Genomic DNA, 19,063 nt, shown 5'->3' with positions numbered 1-19,063 from the left:
CCCCCTGACCTGTGGGCGTGCGCCCGCGCCCCGGCGGGGGTTGTGGCCGCAGATGCGGGAGCTAGGTCCCTCGCCTCGGAGCCCGTGAGCAGGACGGAGGACGCTCTCCGCAGCCTGCCCGGGCGTCACTCGGAGGGAGCCGATGGGGAGTCGTGAGAGCGCCGACGGAAGCGAGAAGCGCACGAAGCGCAAGCCCGCGAAGGCGGTGAAGAGTCGCACCGCCGCGCACGACACCCACGGCAGCACGAACGGCCACGCGAGCGCGCACGGCGCGTCGAACGGCCGGACCGACGGCAAGGCGCGTCCCTCGCGCGAGCAGCCGCCGGCCGCGGCGCCGCGCTCGCGCCAGGGCCACTACGACCGCGAGCTCCCCGCCTCGGGCACGATGTACAACGCGCTCGGCAGCGCGGTGCCGGTGACCGAGTGGGATCGTCTCTCCGCGCTCAGTCGCGCCGAGGTCGATCACCTCGTCGACGTGCTCAAGGCGGTGAAGCAGGGCGATTTCAGCGTCCGCTTCGAGTACGAGAAGACCGGCATCCTCGGGCGCGCGGGCGAGCTGCTGAACGACATCATCGGCCTGAACGAGCACATGACGACCGAGCTGGTGCGCATCAGCCGCGTCGTCGGTCAGGAAGGCAAGATGCACGAGCGCGCGTCGGTCGGACCGGCGAAGGGCTCGTGGGCGTCGGGCATGACGTCGGTCAACCAGCTCATCGCGGATCTGGTCGCGCCGACGAACGAGGTCGCGCGCGTCATCACGGCGGTCGCGCGCGGAGACCTCTCGCAGAAGATGGTCCTCGAGATCGACGGCCGTCCGGTGCGCGGTGAGTTCCTCCGCATCGGCACGACCGTCAACAGCATGGTCGATCAGCTGAACTCGTTCGCCGCCGAGGTCACGCGCGTCGCGAAGGAAGTCGGCAACGAAGGCAAGCTGGGCGGTCAGGCCGACGTCAAGGGCGTCAGCGGCACGTGGAAGGACCTGACCGACAACGTCAACGGCCTCGCCGCGAACCTCACCGCGCAGGTGCGAAACATCGCGAAGGTCACGACGGCCGTCGCGAAGGGCGACCTCTCGCAGAAGATCACCGTCGACGCGAAGGGCGAGATCCTCGAGCTGAAGAACACCATCAACGTGATGGTCGATCAGCTCTCCTCGTTCGCGTCCGAGGTGTCGCGCGTCGCGAAGGAAGTCGGTACCGAGGGCAAGCTCGGCGGTCAGGCCGAGGTCAAGGGCGTCAGCGGCACCTGGAAGGATCTGACCGACAACGTCAACGGCCTCGCCGCGAACCTGACCGCACAGGTGCGCTCGATCGCGAAGGTCACGACGGCGGTCGCGAACGGCGATCTCTCGCAGAAGATCACCGTCGACGCGCGTGGCGAGATCTACGAGCTGAAGAACACCATCAACACGATGGTCGACACGCTCCGCTCGTTCTCGGCCGAGGTCACGCGCGTCGCGAAGGAGGTCGGCTCCGAGGGCAAGCTCGGCGGCCAGGCGGACGTCAAGGGCGTCTACGGCACCTGGAAGGACCTCACCGACAACGTCAACGCGATGGCGTCCAACCTGACCGTGCAGCTGCGCGACGTCAGCAAGGTCGCGACTGCGATCGCGAATGGCGACCTGACTCAGAAGATCACCGTCGACGTGAAGGGTGAGATTCTGCAGATCAAGGACGTCATCAATCGGATGGTCGATCAGCTGAACTCCTTCGCTGCGGAAGTGACCCGCGTCGCGAAGGAAGTCGGTGACGAAGGAAAGCTGGGTGGTCAGGCCGAGGTGCGCGGTGTCAGCGGCACCTGGAAGGATCTGACCGACAACGTCAACGGCCTCGCCGCGAACCTGACTGCCCAGGTCCGCAACATCGCGAAGGTGACGACGGCAGTCGCGAACGGCGATCTGACTCAGAAGATCACCGTCGACGCGAAGGGCGAGATCCTCGAGCTGAAGAACACCATCAACGTGATGGTCGATCAGCTCTCGTCGTTCGCCGCCGAGGTCACGCGCGTCGCGAAGGAAGTCGGCACCGAGGGCAAGCTCGGCGGTCAGGCGAACGTGAAGGGTGTCAGTGGCACCTGGAAGGATCTGACCGACAACGTCAACGGTCTCGCGTCGAATCTGACCGTCCAGCTGCGCGACGTGTCGCGCGTCGCGACGGCGATCGCGAATGGCGACTTGACCCAGAAGGTCACCGTCGACGTCAAGGGCGAGATTCTTCAGATCAAGGACGTCATCAACAAGATGGTCGACCAGCTGAACTCCTTCGCTGCCGAGGTGACTCGCGTCGCGAAGGAGGTCGGCACCGAGGGCAAGCTCGGCGGTCAGGCCGAGGTGCGCGGCGTGCGCGGCACGTGGAAGGACCTGACCGACAACGTCAACGTCCTCGCGGCGAACCTGACGACTCAGGTGCGCAACATCGCGAACGTCACCACCGCAGTCGCGAACGGCGATCTCTCGCAGAAGATCACCGTCGATGCGCGCGGCGAGATCCTCGAGCTGAAGAACACCATCAACGTGATGGTCGACACGCTCCGCTCGTTCTCCGCGGAGGTCACGCGCGTCGCGAAGGAAGTCGGCACCGAGGGCAAGCTCGGCGGCCAGGCGGACGTGAAGGGTGTCAGTGGCACGTGGAAGGACCTGACGGACAACGTCAACGTCCTCGCGGCCAACCTGACGACTCAGGTGCGCAACATCGCGAAGGTCACGACCGCGGTCGCGAAGGGCGATCTCTCGCAGAAGATCACCGTCGACGCGAAGGGCGAGATCCTCGAGCTCAAGAACACCATCAACACGATGGTCGACACGCTGAATTCGTTCTCGGCCGAGGTCACTCGCGTCGCGAAGGAGGTCGGCACCGAGGGCAAGCTCGGCGGTCAGGCGGACGTGAAGGGTGTCTATGGCACCTGGAAGGATCTGACCGACAACGTCAACGCGATGGCGTCGAACCTGACCGTGCAGCTGCGCGACGTGTCGAAGGTCGCGACTGCGATCGCGAATGGCGATCTGACTCAGAAGATCACCGTCGACGTGAAGGGCGAGATTCTTCAGATCAAGGACGTCATCAACAAGATGGTCGATCAGCTGAACTCCTTCGCTGCGGAAGTGACCCGCGTCGCGAAGGAGGTCGGCACCGAGGGCAAGCTCGGCGGCCAGGCGGACGTGAAGGGCGTCTACGGCACCTGGAAGGATCTGACCGACAACGTCAACGCGATGGCGTCGAACCTGACCGTTCAGCTGCGCGACGTGTCGAAGGTCGCGACGGCGATCGCGAATGGCGACCTGACTCAGAAGATCACCGTCGACGTGAAGGGCGAGATTCTTCAGATCAAGGACGTCATCAACAAGATGGTCGACCAGCTGAACTCCTTCGCTGCGGAAGTGACCCGCGTCGCGAAGGAAGTCGGCACCGAGGGCAAGCTCGGCGGTCAGGCCGAGGTGCGCGGCGTCAGCGGCGTCTGGAAGGACCTCACCGACAACGTCAATCACATGGCCGCCAATCTGACGAAGCAGGTGCGCGGCATCGTGAAGGTCGTGACCGCCGTCGCGAACGGTGATCTGAGCCAGAAGTTCGTGCTCGAAGCGAAGGGCGAAGTCGCCGCGCTCGCCGAGACGATCAACAACATGACCGACACGCTGCGCATCTTCGCCGACCAGGTGACGACGGTCGCGCGCGAGGTCGGCATCGAAGGAAAGCTGGGCGGTCAGGCGAAGGTGCCCGGCGCCGCCGGCACGTGGCGCGATCTGACCGACAACGTCAATCAGCTCGCCGGCAATCTGACCTCGCAGGTCCGCGCGATCGCCCAAGTCAGCACCGCAGTCGCGAAGGGCGATCTCTCGCGCTCGATCACGGTCGAAGCGCAGGGAGAGCTCGCTGCCCTGAAGGACACGATCAACCAGATGATCGGGAACCTGAAGGACACGACCGACAAGAACCAGGAGCAGGACTGGCTGAAGACGAACCTGGCCCGCTTCTCCGGCATGATGCAGGGCCAGCGCAACATCGTCTCGGTCGCGCAGCTGATCATGAGCGAGCTGACGCCGCTCGTGGACGCGCAGCACGGCGCCTTCTACCTCATGGAGGAAGAGGAGCCGCGCGAGCCGCTGCTGCACCTCATCGCGAGCTACGGGTTCGGCGGGCGCAAGAGCCTCGCGAACAAGTACAAGCTGCGCGAGAGCCTGATCGGTCAGTGCGCGTTCGAGAAGAAGCGCGTGCTGCTCGGTGACGTGCCCGAGGGCTTCATCTACATCGCGACCGGCATGGGCGAGGCGCCGCCGCGCAGCGTCGTCGTGCTGCCGGTGCTCTTCGAGGGCGAGACGAAGGCGGTCATCGAGCTGGCGTCGTTCAAGCCGTTCAGCGCGAACCACCTGACGTTCCTCGATCAGCTGATGGACTCCATCGGCGTCATCCTGAACATGATCTCGTCGAGCATGCGGACGGAGGAGCTGCTCCAGCAGCTCAAGAAGTCCAATGCGGAGCTCGAGGCGCAGGCCACCGAGCTGAACGAGAAGGCGAAGCTCCTCGAGGTGAAGAACAACGAGGTCGAGCTCGCGAGCCGCTCGCTGGAGGAGAAGGCGGAGCAGCTGCAGCTGATCTCGAAGTACAAGTCCGAGTTCCTCGCGAACATGTCGCACGAGCTGCGGACGCCGCTGAACAGCCTGCTGATCCTGTCGAAGATGCTCGCCGACAACGTGCAGGGGAACCTCACGCCGGAGCAGGTGAAGTTCGCGCAGACGGTCTACACGTCGGGCAACGATCTGCTCTCGCTCATCAACGAGATCCTCGATCTGTCGAAGGTCGAGGCGGGCAAGATGCCGATCGATCCGCGCAGCGCGTCGATGGGCGAGGTGCGCGACTACCTCGAGCAGACGTTCCGCCACGTCGCGCAGCAGAAGTCGCTCTCCTTCGACATCGAGGTGGAGCCCGGCGTGCCCGGCGAGCTCTACACCGACATCCTGCGGCTCCAGCAGATCCTCAAGAACCTGCTGTCGAACGCGTTCAAGTTCACTGCGCAGGGCGGCGTCACGCTCACCATCGGGCGCGCGCCCAAGGATCGCGGCGAGAACATCGTCAGCTTCGCGGTGACGGACACCGGCATCGGCATCGCGCACGACAAGCAGAAGCTGATCTTCGAAGCGTTCCAGCAGGCCGACGGCACCACGAGCCGCAAGTACGGCGGCACGGGCCTCGGCCTCACGATCAGCCGCGAGATCGCGCGCCTCCTCGGCGGCAGCATCGAAGTGAAGAGCGAGATCGACGAGGGCAGCACGTTCACGCTCTACATCCCGGCGAGCTACGTCGGCGCGGAGTCGCTCCGCGGCGACGAAGAGCCGAGCGTGGTCGACGGCACCGTGCTGACGCTGCCCTCGGACGCGAGCTTCGCGGGCACGAAGGTCCTGCTGGTCGACGACGACACGCGGAACCTCTTCGCGCTGCGCACGATCCTCGAGGCGCGGAACATCAGCGTGCTCCACGCCGAGAACGGCAGGGTCGCGCTGGAGATGCTGCACAACCACCCCGACGTCGATCTGGTGCTGATGGACACGATGATGCCCGAGATGGACGGGCTCTCCGCGACCCGCGCGATCCGCGACATCCTGCAGTTCCAGACCCTGCCGATCGTCTCGCTGACGGCGAAGGCGATGAAGGGCGACCGCGAGAAGGCGATCGAGGCGGGCGCCACCGACTACGTGACCAAGCCGGTCGACCCCGACAACCTGCTGGCGGTCGTGCACCGCTGGCTCCCGAAGCGCCGTAGCGCAGGGAGCGTGCCCTCGTGATGCCCGACCTCCGCGCCAACAACGGCGACCCGCTCGCCATGATCCGCCCCAGCGTCCTGCTGGTGGACGACACCCCCGCGAACCTGATCGCGCTCTCGGCGGTGCTGAGCCCGCTCGGCGTGCGCCTCGTCGAGGCGCGCAACGGGCGGGAGGCGCTCGAGCGCGTGACGAACGAGCCCTTCGCGGTCGTGCTGCTCGACGCGCAGATGCCCGAGATGGACGGCTTCGAAGTGGCCGAGCACATCCGGAAGCTCGAGCACGGCCGCGAGGTGCCGATCATCTTCCTCACGGCGATCCATCGCGACGAGCTCTACGCGCGGCGTGGCTACGCGAAGGGCGCCGCGGACTACATGACGAAGCCCTTCGACGCCGACATCCTGCGCGCGCGGGTGAAGGCCTTCGTCGACCTCTTCCGCCAGCGCGAAGAGGTGCGTCGCGCGCAGCTCGCGCTGCGCACCGAGGAGCGCGACGAAGCGGTGCGCAGGCTCGTCGCGTTCGAGCGCATCGCGACCGCGGTGCTCGAGCGCTCCGATCTCGACGCGTTCCTCCACGAGCTACTCGACATCTTCGCGGGCGCGACCGACGAGGTGGACTCGGCGGCGATCCTGCTGCGCCAGCGCGACGATCTACGCCTCCGCGCGGCGGTCGGGCGCATCGCGCAGCACGATCACTCGCTCGCGTCGGAGCGCATCGGCGAGGGCTTCGCGGGCCGCATCGCGGCGACCGGACAGCCCTGGGAGATCGGCGAAGCGGCGAGCTCGCCGATCGTCGCGAGCCCGTGGTTCCGCACCGGCGACACCCGCGCGATCTTCGGCGTCCCACTGACGAACGACGGCGAGGTGCTCGGCGTCGCGTTCGTCGCATCGAGCGAGACCGGCGCGTTCGCGCAGCGCGACAAGCGGCTCTTCCTCGCGGTCGCGGAGCGCGCGTCGTGGGCGGTCGCGAAGTACGAGGAGCGCACGCGCCTCCGCGACGTGCTCGAGGCGTCGCCGGCGCTGATCGCGATCACGCGCGGGCCCGATCACCAGTGCGAATTCGCGAACCCGGCGTTCAAGGACTTCTTCAACGACGCGGGGCGTGCGGGCGTGCGTCTCGCGACGCTCGGCGTGACCGGGGCCGCGCTCGCGGTGCTCGATCACGTGTACCGCTCGGGTGAGATGGTGAGCTCTCGCGAGCTGCCGCTGGTCGTCGACTGGAGGGCCGGCGAGCCGCCCGATACCCGCTATCTCGACGTGACGGCCCAGCGACTGCGGACGCCGATCGGCGCGACCGACGAGCTGCTCGTCTTCGCGGTCGACGTGACCGCGCAGGTGCGCGCGAGGCAGGACCTCGAGCACCACCAGTCCGAGCGCGCGCGCCTGCTCGAGAGCGAGCGCGCGGCGCGACAGGAGGCGGAGGTCGCGAACCGCGCGAAGGACGAGTTCCTCGCGACCGTCTCGCACGAGCTGCGCACGCCGCTCAACGCGATCATCGGATGGACCGCGATCGCGCGCGCCCAGGCGCCCGCGGAGCTCGATCGCGCGCTCTCGATCATCGAGCGCAACGCGCGCTCGCAGGCGCGGATCATCGAGGACGTGCTCGACGTCTCGCGCATCATCAGCGGCCAGCTGCGTCTCGAGCCGCGCGCGCTGCACCTCGCCGATCCGCTCTCCGCGGCGGTCGAGTCGGTGCGGCCGGGCGCGGAGACGAAGGAGATCACGCTCGACGTCGACGTCGCGCAGGACGTGACGATCGTCGGCGACCCCGAGCGCCTCCAGCAGATCGTCTGGAACCTGCTCGCCAACGCGATCAAGTTCACGCCGCGCGGTGGGCGCGTCGCGCTGCACGCGAAGCGTCAGGGCGAGGTCGCGTGCATCGAGGTGATCGACAGCGGCCAGGGCATCGAGCCCGCGTTCCTGCCCCGCGTGTTCGACCCGTTCCGCCAGGCCGATGGATCGACGACGCGGCGTCACGGTGGGCTCGGCCTCGGGCTCGCGATCGTGAAGCAGCTCGCGGCCGCGCACGGCGGGACGGTGCGCGCGAAGAGCGAGGGGATGGGGCGCGGCGCGACGTTCGTCGTGGAGCTCCCGATCGGCTCGCGTCCCACGATGCCGCACGGCGTCACCGGGCTCGATCGCGAGCCGGTCGTGCTGCACGGAACGCCCGACGTGCGGCTCGACGGGCTCGACGTCCTCGTGGTCGACGACGAGGAGGATGCACGCGCGCTCGTGGCCGAGGTGCTCGTCGCGCGTGGCGCGAAGGTCCGCAGCGCGTCGAGCGCGGGCGAGGCGCTCTCGCTCTTCGAGGCGGCGTGCCCCGACGTGCTGGTGAGCGACATCGGCATGCCGGATCGCGACGGGTACTCGCTGATCCGCGCGATCCGCAAGCTCCCGGCGTCGCGCGGCGGGCGCACCCCGGCGGTCGCGCTGACCGCGTACGCGCGCAGCGAGGACGTGGAGCGAGCGTTCTCGGCGGGGTTCCAGCGGCACGTCGAGAAGCCGGTGGATCTCTCGAAGCTGATCTCGCTCGTCGCGAACCTCGGGGGTCGCTCGTTCGGCGGCGCGTAGCGCGCGTCGCCGGGCTTAGGATCTCGGGCGAGGGAGCGTGTCGATGAGCACGGGAGCGAAGAAGGCAGAGGGTGCGCTGGCCGCGGCGGCGCAGGAGTTCGAGCGCGAGCTCGAGCGCTACGAGCGGCTCGCGTCGGAGCTGCAGCGCACCGAGGTGAGCTCCGAGAAGACGCTGGCGCGCAGCAAGAAGCTGCTCTCCGACGCGTCGGAGTCGGAGCAGCGCCTCGGTGGCCTGCTCGGCAGTCTCCTCGCCGCGATGAACGGCGCGCGCGACGTGCAGCAGACGAGCATGGAGCGCGTGCTCGATGCGGCGAAGCGCATGCAAGTGCGCGCGGCGGAGCTGCAGACGCTGCTCGATCGGTTCACGAAGCTCGGTGCGGCGGCGCGCGAGGTGCACGGGCCGGTCGCGCAGGTCGCGGAGCGCCAGGCGGCGGGCGCGAGCGCGGACGAGCTGCTCCCCGCGCTGAACGAGGTGCGCGGGCGCATGGACTCGGTGATCACCGAGGCCGAGGCGATCGCGGGGCTCGCGCGCGATGGCAACTGGCCGGACCTGGTGCGCGAGGCGAGCGCGCTGCGCGATCAGGTGCAGGCGATGCGCAACCGCGTGCTGCACGTGCAGCGCGACGTCGCACAGCGCGCGACCTCTTAGGAGAGAGTTTCCGCTGAGGAGAGCAGGAAATCAGGAGAGAATCCTGCGAGATCGAGACCCGTGGGTGCCGCTTCGACGAGCCATCGACCTCGCTCGGCCTTCCGCTTCGTCCGAGAATTCTCCCGGTCGAGCGCGACGGATTCAGTCGGTCGATCAGAAGACCCATTCACTTGGTCTTCCTTCTCCTCCTGCTCTCCTCAGAAATTCTCCGCTCCTCAGCCGGGCGTGTGGCAGACCGCTTCCACGTTGTTGCCGTCGGGGTCGAGCAGGAACCCGCCGTAGTAGGCCGGGTGGTAGTGCGCGCGCACGCCGGGCGCGCCGTGATCCTCGGCGCCCGTCTCGAGCCCGCGGCGATGGAACGCATCGACCTCGGCGCGGCTCTGCGCGGCGAACGCGATGTGCCGCGGCGTGGACGACGCGCGCGCCTCGATGATCCAGTAGATCGGCTTGTCGCCCGGGCCGTACGCGCACATGCGCTGCGTGGGCCACTCGGGGTTCCAGCTCGCGGTGAGCTCCATGACGCACCGGTGGCCGAGCGCGGGCATCACGGCATCGTAGAAGCGCTTCGTCGCGGCGTAGTCGGTCGCGTAGGTGCTCAGGTGATCGATCATCGTCGGGTCCTCCTGCGCCCGAGGAGAGCACCGCCGCGGAGGCGGCGCTTGACCGTCCGTGCGCATCGAGCCCGGCGGCCGTCGCGCGAGGGCTTGCACGACGTCGCGGCGCGTGGTCCTCGTGCGTCATGCGTGCGCCGTGCGTGGTGTGGCTCGTGCTCGTGGTGTCGTGCGGGAGCGACGCGATGCGTGAGGACGCTGGCATCGATGCGGGCACCGACGCCGGTCGCGACGGAGGACGTGACGCGGGCCCGCTGCCGGCGTGCGGGCAGGACGAGCCGCTCGCGCTCGCGAGCTGCGTCGACCGTTCCCGCTACGAGCGCGATCTCGTCGCGATCGCGCACCCGCGCGAGCCGGCGTCGGACCACTGGCAGGCGGTGCAGGACCTCTGCGCGACACGGCTCGAGTCGCTCGGGTTCGAGGTCGAGCGACACGACTACGGCACCGGCGTCAACGTGATCGGCACCCGTGTCGGGACGACCACGCCCGAGCGCCGCGTGATCGTCGGCGCGCACTACGACCACGTCGCGGGCTGCGACGGCGCCGACGACAACGCGAGCGGCGTCGCGGGCGCGCTCGAGATCGCGCGCGTGCTCGCGTCGCGCTCGTTCGCGCGGACGCTCGTCGTCGCGTGCTGGGACGAAGAGGAGCGCGGGCTGATCGGCTCGACCGCGCACGCGGCGCGCGCGAGAGACGCGGGCGAGACGATCGACGCCGCGTTCGTCCTCGAGATGATCGGCTACACCAGCGACGCGCCGGGATCGCAGCGGCTCGCAACGGGCATCGACGTGCTCTTCCCGCAGGCCGCGCGAGAGATCGAGGCGAACGAGTCGCGCGGCGATTTCATCGCAGCGATCGGCGATCCCGCATCCCGCGCCGCGATCGACGCGCTCGAGGCGCACGCCGATCGCATCGGGCTGCCCTTCGTGCGCCTCGACGTGCCCGCGTCGGTGCTCGCGTCGCCGGTCGCGTCCGATCTGCGTCGCTCCGATCACGCGTCGTTCTGGGCGAGCGCGTATCCGGGGCTGATGCTGAGCGACACCGCGAACTTCCGGTACGACAGCTACCACTGCGGCGCGGGGCCGGACGTCCCCGCGAACCTCGATCTCGACTTCGCGACGCGCGTCGTGCGCGTCACGGTCGCGGCCGCGGCGCAGATCCTCGATGCGCCGTAGCGATCACGCGCGCAGCCGGATCCAGACCTCGGTGCGGTGCTGGTCGGGCGGCGTGTCCTGCGGCGTCAGGTAGTGCTCGATCACCGGCTCGGGCGCGAGCTCGGCGCGTGCCGCGGGCGCCCAGCGTCCGAGCAGCGCGAGATAGGTCGGGCCGATCGTGTGGTGCGGTCCGACGTGCAGCGCGACGGCGTAGCGCCCGCCCGCGATCGTGTGTCGCTCGAGGCCGCTCGCAGGCCCGGGCGCGAGCGACGTCTCGATGCCCACGTCGCTGCGCAGGCGATCGGGCGCGGTGATCTCGGATCGTCGTGATAGAGCCCGATCGAGCGCGCTGCGCCGGGCACCACGCCGCGCGTCGCGGCCCATCCGAAGAGGTGCCCGAACGCCTCGCCGAGCGTGTCGAACGGGCCCACGTGACGGCGCACGACGACGTCGAAGGGCTCGATGTCGCGCAGCTCGACGGAGCGCTCTTCGATCACTCCGGCCACGCGCAGCGGAGACTCGCCGCGATAACGCGAGGGCGGCATCCCGAAGACATCGCGGAACGCGCGCGTGAACGCCTCGTGCGATCCGTAGCCCGCCTCGAGCGCGATCTGCACGACCGGCACCTCCGACGCGCGAAGGCGCCGCGCCGCGCGCTCGAGTCGGAGCCTGCGCGCGTGCTCTTCGACCGACTCGCCGACCACGCCGCGGAACACGCGATGGGAAGTGGTGCAGCGAGAAGCCCGCGAGCTCCGCGAGCTCGGCCGGGCCGGGCGGCGCGTCGAGCCGTGCTTCGATCGCGCGCTGTGCGCGCGTGATGCGCGCGCGATAGTCGATCTCGGTGGACGCCTGTCGGACCATGCGCGGCGAGACGCTCTAGCACGCTCGACGCGCGCGACGGGACCGTGCGCTCGGCGTCAACACGTCGTGGAGCGTTGGGCCAACACGAGGCGCGCCGACATGTGGTCGCATGTCGACCACTGGACCCTTCGCCTCGGTCCGCGTCGTGCGTCGCACGGTCGCGGTCCTCGTCGTGCTCGTCGCCGGCGGCTGCGAGGGCGAGCCCGCTGCCGGCCTCGTCACGACGCCCGCGCCCGAGACGTGCGACGACACGGACGCGGGTCCATCGACCGAGATCGACGCGGCGATCGACGCCGGTGTCGACGCGGCGATCGATGCCGGGGTCGACGCGGCGATCGACGCCGGCGTCGATGCAGCCCTCGATTCGGGCGTCGATGCCGGCGTGGATGGGGGGCCCATCGTCATCGACGCCGGGACCGACGCGGGCCAGCCCGCGTGCGCGTGCGCGACGCGTGATCTCGGCGCGCTCCCGCCCGAGCTCGCGGAGCTCACCTGGCCCGCGCTCCCGATCACGACGAGCGTCATCGACGTCGACACCGACTCCGAGCTGCGGGCCGCCCTCGATGCGTTCTCGAACGTGACCGTCCGCGTGCACGGCGATCACGCGGGCTTCTACACGATCCGTGGCTCCGACGTGGAGGTGATCCTCGACCCCGACGCGTCGATCGAAGCGCTCACGATCTACTGGAGCCAGCAGCGCATCCGCATCTCGGGCGGCAGCTACGACACGATCCAGATCTGGTTGCCGATCGACTTCAACAACCCGCCGCACACGCCGCAGGAGCACTTGATGGTCAGCGACGTGACCATCGAGTGTGTGACCGTGCGCTCGAGCGACACCGCGTTCTTCCTGCACGGTCGTCGCATCGCGATCGTCGGCGCCGACGTGACCGCCGCGCGCTACTCGCTGTTCACCGGGCTCGTCGCGCCGCTCTTCAGCGAGGACGTGATCGTCGCGCACAGCGTCCTGCGCTCGGCGGGCCCCGAAGCGACGGTCCGCTTCCACGAGACCGATCGCACGGTCGTGGCGCGCTCGACGCTCACCAACCCGGGCAAGCACAACTGGCGCGTGCACGGCTCGTCCTCGCGCGCGTACCTCGGCGAGAGCACGCTCGTCGGCACCGGGTTCATGCTCGGCAACGAGCCCGGCGACGACATCGATCGCGCCTGGATCGTCGGGAGCACGGTCCACTACAGCGGCACGAACGGCCTCGCGATCGTGAGCCCGACGACGATCTCGGACCTGACGATCACCGACAACGTCTTCTACAGCGACTCGGGCTTCGGGCTGCCGCCGGCGCCCCCCAGCTGGACGGTCACGCGGAACACCACGCTGCCCTACGCGCCGCCCGCACCCGACGTCGAGACCTGCCACTGACGTTCGTCGCGGTGCCCACGCGCGCCGGCGCGGGCACCGCGATCGTCGTGCTCAGGTGCGGAGCTCGCGCTTCAGGATCTTCCCGGTCGGGCCCTTCGGGAGCGCATCGCGGAACTCGACGACGCGCGGGTACTTGTACGCGGCGAGGCGCTCCTTGCAGTACGCGATCACGTCCTCGGCGGTGACCGACTCGTGTCCCGCCTTCTTCGCGATCACGGCCTTCACCTCTTCGCCGTGGCTCGCGTGCGGGATGCCGATCACCGCGGCCTCGGCGACCGCGGGATGCGCGTAGAGGACCTCTTCGATCTCGCGCGGGTACACGTTGAACCCGCCGCGGATGATCATGTCCTTCTTGCGATCGACGATGAAGTAGTAGCCGTCCGAGTCGCGCGTCGCGACGTCGCCCGAGTGGAACCAACCGTCCTTGATCGCCTCGGCCGTCGCCTCGGGGCGCTTCCAGTACCCCTTCATGACGTTGTGGCCCTTGATGCAGATCTCACCGGGCTTGTCGTTCTCGGTGACGACGTTGCCCTGATCGTCCTCGAGGCGGAACTCGCAGCCCCAGATCGGCACGCCGATCGAGCCCGCCTTCTTCGGCTTGTCGAGCGTGTTGAACGAGGCGACCGGCGACGTCTCGCTGAGGCCGTAGCCCTCGAGCGTGTTCACGCCGTACTTCTGATCGAACGCCTTCATCACCTCGACCGGCATCGCCGATCCGCCCGAGATGCAGTGGCGCAGCGACGCGACGTCGTACTTCGCGGACTCGGGGTGGTGCAGCAGCGCGAAGAACATCGTCGGCACGCCGGCGAACAGGTTCACGCGGTGCTTCTGCATGATCTGCATCGCGCCGTCGGGATCGAAGCGCGGCATCAGCACGACGGTGCCGCCCGCGGCGAGCGTCGCGTTCTGGATGCAGGTCTGGCCGAACGAGTGGAAGAGCGGGAGCACGCCGAGCGCGATCGTCTCGTGCGTGATCGGCAGCAGCTGCGTGCGGACGAAGTGCGCGTTGAAGAAGAGGTTGAAGTGCGTGAGCTCCGCGCCCTTCGGACGGCCCGTCGTGCCCGACGTGTAGAGGATGACGGCGGTCTCGTCGGGCATCGTCGGCGCGACGTCGGTGACGGGATCGCTGCTCGTGAGGAGCGCGGTGAAATTGACCGCGCCCTCGGGCGCCGAGAGATCGGCGCGGTCGGCCTTGCACACGATCAGGTGCTTGCACGAGTCGGTGCGCGCGAACGCAGCCTGCGCCTGCGGCAGGAAGCCCTCCCACACGACCAGCGCGACCGCGTCGGAGTCGTCGAGGTGGTACGCGATCTCGTCGGCGGTGAGCAGCACGTTGAGCGGCACGATCGGCGTGCCGGCGTAGTGACCGCCGTAGTACGCGATCGTGAAGTGCGGCACGTTCGGGAGCATCAGCGCGACGTGCTGCCCGCGGTGCACGCCGAGCTTGGCGAGCCCGCCCGCGAAGCGCTGCACCATCCCGTGCAGCATCGCGTAGGGCAGGGTGACGTCGCCCAGCACCATCGCGGGCTTGGCCTCGTACCGCTTGGCGCTCTCGCGAAGCAGCGTGGCGATGTTCAGCGTCATCGAGAATCCCCCTGTTTCGTTCGGGTGAAGAGCGCGCGATGGTAACACCGCGTGGTGTCGCGGTGTTAGGCCGAGCGTCGCGCGAGGACCCCGCCCGATCGCGTAGCATCGCGGGATGCGGACCCTCGCGCTCGCCGCGTTCGTGTCGTCGTTCGCAGTCGTCTCCGCGCGGGCGCAGCCAAGCGTCGAGGGTTGCTGGCCGGGGCAGACGTGGTCGAGCGACGCGCGAGCCTGCGAGGGCACGCCACGATGCCCATCGGGCTGGCGCGCGGACGGCGAGAATTGCGTCCTCGCGCTCGACGCCGCGCCGGAGGTTGCTGCGCCGGGCCCGCCGGGCGACGAAGCGGACGAGCCCGACGAGACAGCCATCGATCACGGCTTGGTCGGTGCTGGCGTCGCGTCGTTCCTGACCGGCTACACGATCTCGTTGCTCTACGTCGTGTGGCAGTCGTTCGGCACCGGCGATTGGTGCCGCGAGCGATCGCGCCCGCTCGCCGCGCTCCCGGCGCTGGGCGCCCTCGTGAGCCTCGTCGCGTTCGACACCTGCGGCTCGTTCCACGAGGACCTCGCGGGCGAGTGGGGCGCGGTCGTCGCGATCACGTCCGCGCAGGTCGTCGGTCTCGTGCTCTTCGTGATCGGGCTCGTCGAGCGCCATCCGGTCGTCGGCGCGATCGAATTCTGAGAGGGGGGCGGACGTTGCTACGGATTTCGTAGCGCTACGAAATCCGTAGCGGTCCTCGCTCAGCCGCTCACCTTCTTCCAGCTCTCTCGCGCCGACACCTCTGCCCACCAGCGCGACACGTTCTTGCGCGAGGACGCGATGTCGCCGTGCCCGAGGCGCTCGAGCAGCGCGAAGTACGGCATGAACGAGATGTCGCCGAGCGAGAACGAAGCGCCGCCCAGGTACTTCGCCTCGCCGAGCCGGCGATCGAGCACGTCCGCGGTGTGTGCGAGCTTCGTGCGGTTCTCGTCGACGATCTTCGCGTCGGGCTGTCCGCCGCGCGCCTGGTAGAGCAGCTGGATGCTCGGTCCGCTGAAGTACGACTGCTCGATCGACACGAACTGCTCCATGCGCGCGTAGTCGCGCAGGTCGCTCGGCGTGAGCGAGACGCCCGGCAGCGCGCGATCGAGGTAGCGGACGATCGCGCGCGACTCGTACATCTCGAATCCGTCGTGATCGAGCACCGGCACCACGCCGAAGGGCTGACGCGCGAGGTGCTCGCTCGACTTCTGCTGCTTCGTCGCGAGATCGACGACGCGCAGGTCGTACCTCGCGCCCTTCTCCTCGAGCGTGGTGAGCACCTTGCGCGTGCACGTGCTGTGCGGGTTGCCGTGGACGGTGATCATCGATCGTCTCCTCCTGGGTCCGTCCTATAGCCGCCCCTGGCCTCTTCCCAGCGCTGGTGGACTGCGATACCTCTCGCGCCACGATGCGGCGATCTCCGGCGTTCCTCGGGCTGGCGCTGATCGCGGCGCTGCTCGCGTCGTGCGACGAGCCGAGCGAGTCGGGCCTCGAGCGGGTGCGGCGGACCGGCGTGCTGCGCTGGGGCGGCGACGTGCAGGGCGGCGAGCCCTACGTGTTCGAAGACCCCGCGCGCCCGGGCACGCTGATCGGCTTCGAGGTCGAGCTCGCCGACGCGATCGCGCGCGAGATGGGGGTGCGCGCGCAGTTCGTCCAGAACGACTGGTCGAACCTCGTGCCCTCGCTCGAGCGCGGCTCGTTCGACGTCGCGATGAACGGGCTCGAGGTCACGCCATCACGTGCCGACTCGGTGCTCTTCACGCGCCCCTACTTCGTGTTCGCGGCGCAGCTCGTCGCGCGCGCCGAGGACACCAGCGTGACGGACCTCGAGTCGCTGCGCGGGCGCCGCGTGGGCACGCTCGCGAGCTCGTTCTCGTGGGACATGCTCAACGCCGCGGGCGTCGAGGTCGTCGCGTACGAGGGCGTCGAGGAGCCCTACGCCGATCTCGAGGGAGGCCGCCTCGACGCGGTGCTGCTCGACGACATCATCGCGTCGCGATACGGGCTCGTGCGCCCCTCGCTGCGCCTCGTCGAGGACAGCGGCGAGGGCTTCTACGCGGTCGCGGCGCGCCAGGGCGAGGGCGATCTGCGCGACGCGATCGACCAGGCGATCGCGCGCCTCGCGGCGAGCGGCGAGCTGCGGCGCATCCTCTCGCGCTGGGAGATCGACCACGAGCGACAGGGGCGCCTCGCGACGTGGACCGAGGACGACACGCGCGCGATGCTGCGCGTGCACGGCCACGCGCACTTCTCGCTGCACCACGTGTGGCTCTTCCTGCAGGGCGCGATCGTCACGCTGCTCGTGAGCGCGTCGGCGATGGTGCTCGCGATCGGGCTCGGGCTGCTGCTCGCGCTCGCGCGCATGTACGGGCCGCGTGGGCTGGCGGTGCCCGCGACGTTCTACGTCGAGCTCTTCCGCGGCACGCCGGTGCTGCTGCAGCTCTACCTGCTCTACTTCGGGATCATGCCCTCGGTGCGCCACGCGCTCGGGTGGCACGCGGGGATCGAGTCCGACGCGCTGGTCGCGGCGGTGGTCGGCCTCGGGCTCAACTACGCGGCGTACGAAGCGGAGATCTATCGCGCCGGCATCCAGGCGATCCCGCCGGGACAGATGGAGGCCGCGAAGGTGCTCGGCATGGGCACGATGCTCGCGCTGCGCCGCGTGGTCGTGCCGCAGGCGTTCCGCATCGCGCTGCCCGGCGTGACCAACGACTTCATCGCGCTGCTCAAGGACAGCTCGCTGGTGTCGGTGATCACCGTGGTCGAGCTGACGAAGCGGATGACGATCACCGCGATCGACGTGCGCAGCTGGCTCCTGCCCGGCCTGCTCTGCGCCGCGTTCTACATGGCGATGAGCTATCCGCTCTCGCGTCTCTCGCAGCACCTCGAGCAGAAGCTCGCGAGACAGGAGTCGCGATGAGCGCGCCCGTGATCGAGGTGAAGAAGATCGTGAAGCGCTACGGCGAGCGCACGGTCCTGCGCGAGATCTCGTTCGAGATCGCGGCGGGCCAGGCGGTCGCGCTCGTCGGGCCGAGCGGCGGCGGCAAGTCGACGATGCTCCGCTGCATGATCGGGCTCGAGCCGTTCGAGGGAGGGAGCGTTCGCGTCGCGGACGCGCACCTCGCGCCGGGCACGCTGCGCAAGAACGCGGCGGCGCTGAAGGTGCTGCACGCGCAGGCGGGCATGGTCTTCCAGCAGTGGCACCTGTTCCCGCACCGCACCGCGCTCGAGAACGTGTGCGAGGCGCCGATCCACGTGCGCGGTGACGCGCCCGAGAAGGCGCGGGCGCGGGCGAGCGAGCTGCTCGCGAAGGTCGGCCTCTCGCACCGCGAGAGCGCGATGCCGCGCAGCATGTCGGGCGGCGAGCAGCAGCGCTGCGCGATCGCGCGCGCCCTCGCGATGGACCCCAAGGTGCTCTTCATGGACGAGCCCACGTCGGCGCTCGATCCCCAGCGCGTCGGCGATCTCGTCGACCTCCTCGATCAGCTCACCGAAGAAGCGAAGCTCACGCTGGTGATCGTCACCCACGAGATGCGCTTCGCGGAGAAGCTCGCGGATCGCGCGCTCGTGCTCTACGAGGGCCACGTCATCGAGGACGGCGCGCCCGGTGACGTGCTCGCGCGCCCCACCGATCCGCGCACCCGCACGTTCCTCGGCCTCGAGGACTGAGCTCCCAGGGGCAGCGCTCAGCCCGCGATCATCGGGAAGAGCACGTCGTTCTCGAGCGAGACGTGCCGGACCAGATCGCGATCGAGCGCGTCGAGCGCCTCGTAGAGCGCGCGCCAGCGCGGCGTCGCGGTGTCGGGCGGCGTGTAGCGGCGCGTCAGGTGCCGCATGCGCGCCATGATCTCGCTCGCGGCATCGTGCTCGCCGCGCATCACGCGCACCGGATGGCGCGGATGACCGAAGGGCGGCGTGGGCGGCGTGGTGCCCTCCGCGTCGTGCACGCGCAGCGAGAGGATCCACGGAAAGAGCACGCGCTCCTCCTTGCGCATGTGCGGCTCGAGATCGGTGCGCAGCGACGCGAACAGATCCGCCAGCTCCACGAGCTCGCGGCTGCGCGCTTCGCGCAGCACGTCGTCGAACGCCGCGCCGATGCGCTCGAGCTCGCGCCACGTGAACGGATGGTGCGCGTCGAGCAGGTGCTCCACGAGCTCCCACGGCGCGTGATCGCTCCAGCACGTCTCGCGCGTCGCGCCGTGCACGCGCGTCCGCGCGCGCTCCGACTCGAGCTCCGCGATCACCCGCGCGACGTCGAACCCCTCGCTCGCGCACGCGTCGCGCAGCGACTTCGCGCTCGCGGCCGCGTAGTCGATGTGGCGCTCGCCGAGCACTCGCCACGCGCCCTCGACGCGCAGCGCGAGCTCGCGGAGCGAGGTCTCGGGACCGATGACCAGGGGTGCGGCCGGCATGGATCTCCTCCGAGCTCCAGGTCCCCACGCCGCTCCCCGTGCGCGTGATGGTGCTCACCCGCACATCTGC

At 69.3% G+C, this 19,063-nt stretch carries 13 protein-coding genes and 1 pseudogene; 8 read left to right on the top strand and 6 right to left on the bottom strand.

Features of this window, described 5'->3' with window-relative positions; all coding sequences use genetic code 11:
* Nucleotides 1-385: 385 nt before the first annotated feature.
* The 3 genes from I5071_RS17880 to I5071_RS17870 are packed head-to-tail and all read left to right on the top strand — an operon-like array spanning nt 386 to nt 8,971.
* Complete coding sequence (locus I5071_RS17880) at nt 386-5,776, top strand: HAMP domain-containing protein (RefSeq protein ID WP_419249654.1); 5,391 nt, start codon at nt 386-388, stop codon at nt 5,774-5,776.
* Nucleotides 5,776-8,322, top strand: coding sequence for a response regulator (locus I5071_RS17875; RefSeq protein WP_236606685.1), 2,547 nt, complete (start codon nt 5,776-5,778; stop codon nt 8,320-8,322). Before I5071_RS17880 ends, I5071_RS17875 begins: the two co-directional genes overlap by 1 nt.
* 43 nt (nt 8,323-8,365) lie before the next feature.
* Entirely contained in the window at nt 8,366-8,971 is a 606-nt protein-coding gene (locus tag I5071_RS17870) for a hypothetical protein (RefSeq protein WP_236606684.1), read from the top strand.
* Between the two features lie 215 nt (nt 8,972-9,186).
* On the opposite strand, the gene I5071_RS17865 is transcribed toward I5071_RS17870, so the two are convergent.
* Entirely contained in the window at nt 9,187-9,582 is a 396-nt protein-coding gene (locus I5071_RS17865) for a VOC family protein (protein ID WP_236606683.1), read from the bottom strand.
* Between the two features lie 128 nt (nt 9,583-9,710).
* Between I5071_RS17865 and I5071_RS17860 the strand changes: the two genes are divergently transcribed.
* Nucleotides 9,711-10,757 carry a M20/M25/M40 family metallo-hydrolase gene (locus tag I5071_RS17860; protein WP_236606682.1) on the top strand — a complete coding sequence of 349 codons (1,047 nt, stop codon included), beginning with the start codon at nt 9,711-9,713 and terminating at the stop codon, nt 10,755-10,757.
* Nucleotides 10,758-10,760: 3 nt separating this feature from the next.
* Here I5071_RS17860 and I5071_RS17855 read toward each other — a convergent pair whose 3' ends face one another.
* The gene (locus I5071_RS17855; protein WP_268921235.1) at nt 10,761-11,120 is read right to left on the bottom strand and encodes an AraC family transcriptional regulator; all 360 of its coding nucleotides are present in this window, start codon (nt 11,118-11,120) and stop codon (nt 10,761-10,763) included.
* Nucleotides 11,121-11,272: 152 nt separating this feature from the next.
* A pseudogene (locus I5071_RS46995) lies at nt 11,273-11,452 on the bottom strand (helix-turn-helix domain-containing protein); the annotation flags it as partial.
* 254 nt (nt 11,453-11,706) lie between these two features.
* On the opposite strand from I5071_RS46995, the gene I5071_RS17850 reads away from it, so the two are divergent.
* On the top strand, nt 11,707-12,975 hold the full coding sequence (locus I5071_RS17850) for a hypothetical protein (RefSeq protein ID WP_236606680.1): 1,269 nt from the start codon (nt 11,707-11,709) through the stop codon (nt 12,973-12,975).
* Between the two features lie 51 nt (nt 12,976-13,026).
* Here I5071_RS17850 and I5071_RS17845 read toward each other — a convergent pair whose 3' ends face one another.
* Nucleotides 13,027-14,559, bottom strand: coding sequence for a long-chain-fatty-acid--CoA ligase (locus tag I5071_RS17845; protein ID WP_236606679.1), 1,533 nt, complete (start codon nt 14,557-14,559; stop codon nt 13,027-13,029).
* Nucleotides 14,560-14,674: 115 nt separating this feature from the next.
* Between I5071_RS17845 and I5071_RS17840 the strand changes: the two genes are divergently transcribed.
* Nucleotides 14,675-15,241 carry a hypothetical protein gene (locus I5071_RS17840; RefSeq protein WP_236606678.1) on the top strand — a complete coding sequence of 189 codons (567 nt, stop codon included), beginning with the start codon at nt 14,675-14,677 and terminating at the stop codon, nt 15,239-15,241.
* 59 nt (nt 15,242-15,300) lie between these two features.
* Here I5071_RS17840 and I5071_RS17835 read toward each other — a convergent pair whose 3' ends face one another.
* Nucleotides 15,301-15,906: a glutathione S-transferase family protein gene (locus I5071_RS17835; protein WP_236606677.1), complete on the bottom strand. Its 606-nt coding sequence runs from the start codon at nt 15,904-15,906 to the stop codon at nt 15,301-15,303.
* A gap of 83 nt (nt 15,907-15,989) precedes the next feature.
* Between I5071_RS17835 and I5071_RS17830 the strand changes: the two genes are divergently transcribed.
* Both I5071_RS17830 and I5071_RS17825 read left to right on the top strand, forming a co-directional pair.
* On the top strand, nt 15,990-17,501 hold the full coding sequence (locus I5071_RS17830) for an ABC transporter substrate-binding protein/permease (protein ID WP_236606676.1): 1,512 nt from the start codon (nt 15,990-15,992) through the stop codon (nt 17,499-17,501).
* The gene (locus I5071_RS17825) at nt 17,498-18,250 is read left to right on the top strand and encodes an amino acid ABC transporter ATP-binding protein (protein ID WP_236606675.1); all 753 of its coding nucleotides are present in this window, start codon (nt 17,498-17,500) and stop codon (nt 18,248-18,250) included. The genes I5071_RS17830 and I5071_RS17825 overlap by 4 nt, the downstream gene beginning before the upstream one ends.
* Before the next feature lie 17 nt (nt 18,251-18,267).
* On the opposite strand, the gene I5071_RS17820 is transcribed toward I5071_RS17825, so the two are convergent.
* Nucleotides 18,268-18,993 (bottom strand): hemerythrin domain-containing protein, encoded by a 726-nt coding sequence (locus tag I5071_RS17820; RefSeq protein ID WP_236606674.1) that lies wholly within the window; start codon nt 18,991-18,993, stop codon nt 18,268-18,270.
* Nucleotides 18,994-19,063: the final 70 nt, after the last annotated feature.

The sequence above is a fragment of the Sandaracinus amylolyticus genome, from assembly GCF_021631985.1.
Classification (GTDB): domain Bacteria; phylum Myxococcota_A; class Polyangia; order Polyangiales; family Sandaracinaceae; genus Sandaracinus; species Sandaracinus amylolyticus_A.
This window is presented reverse-complemented; position numbering and strand designations above follow the sequence as displayed.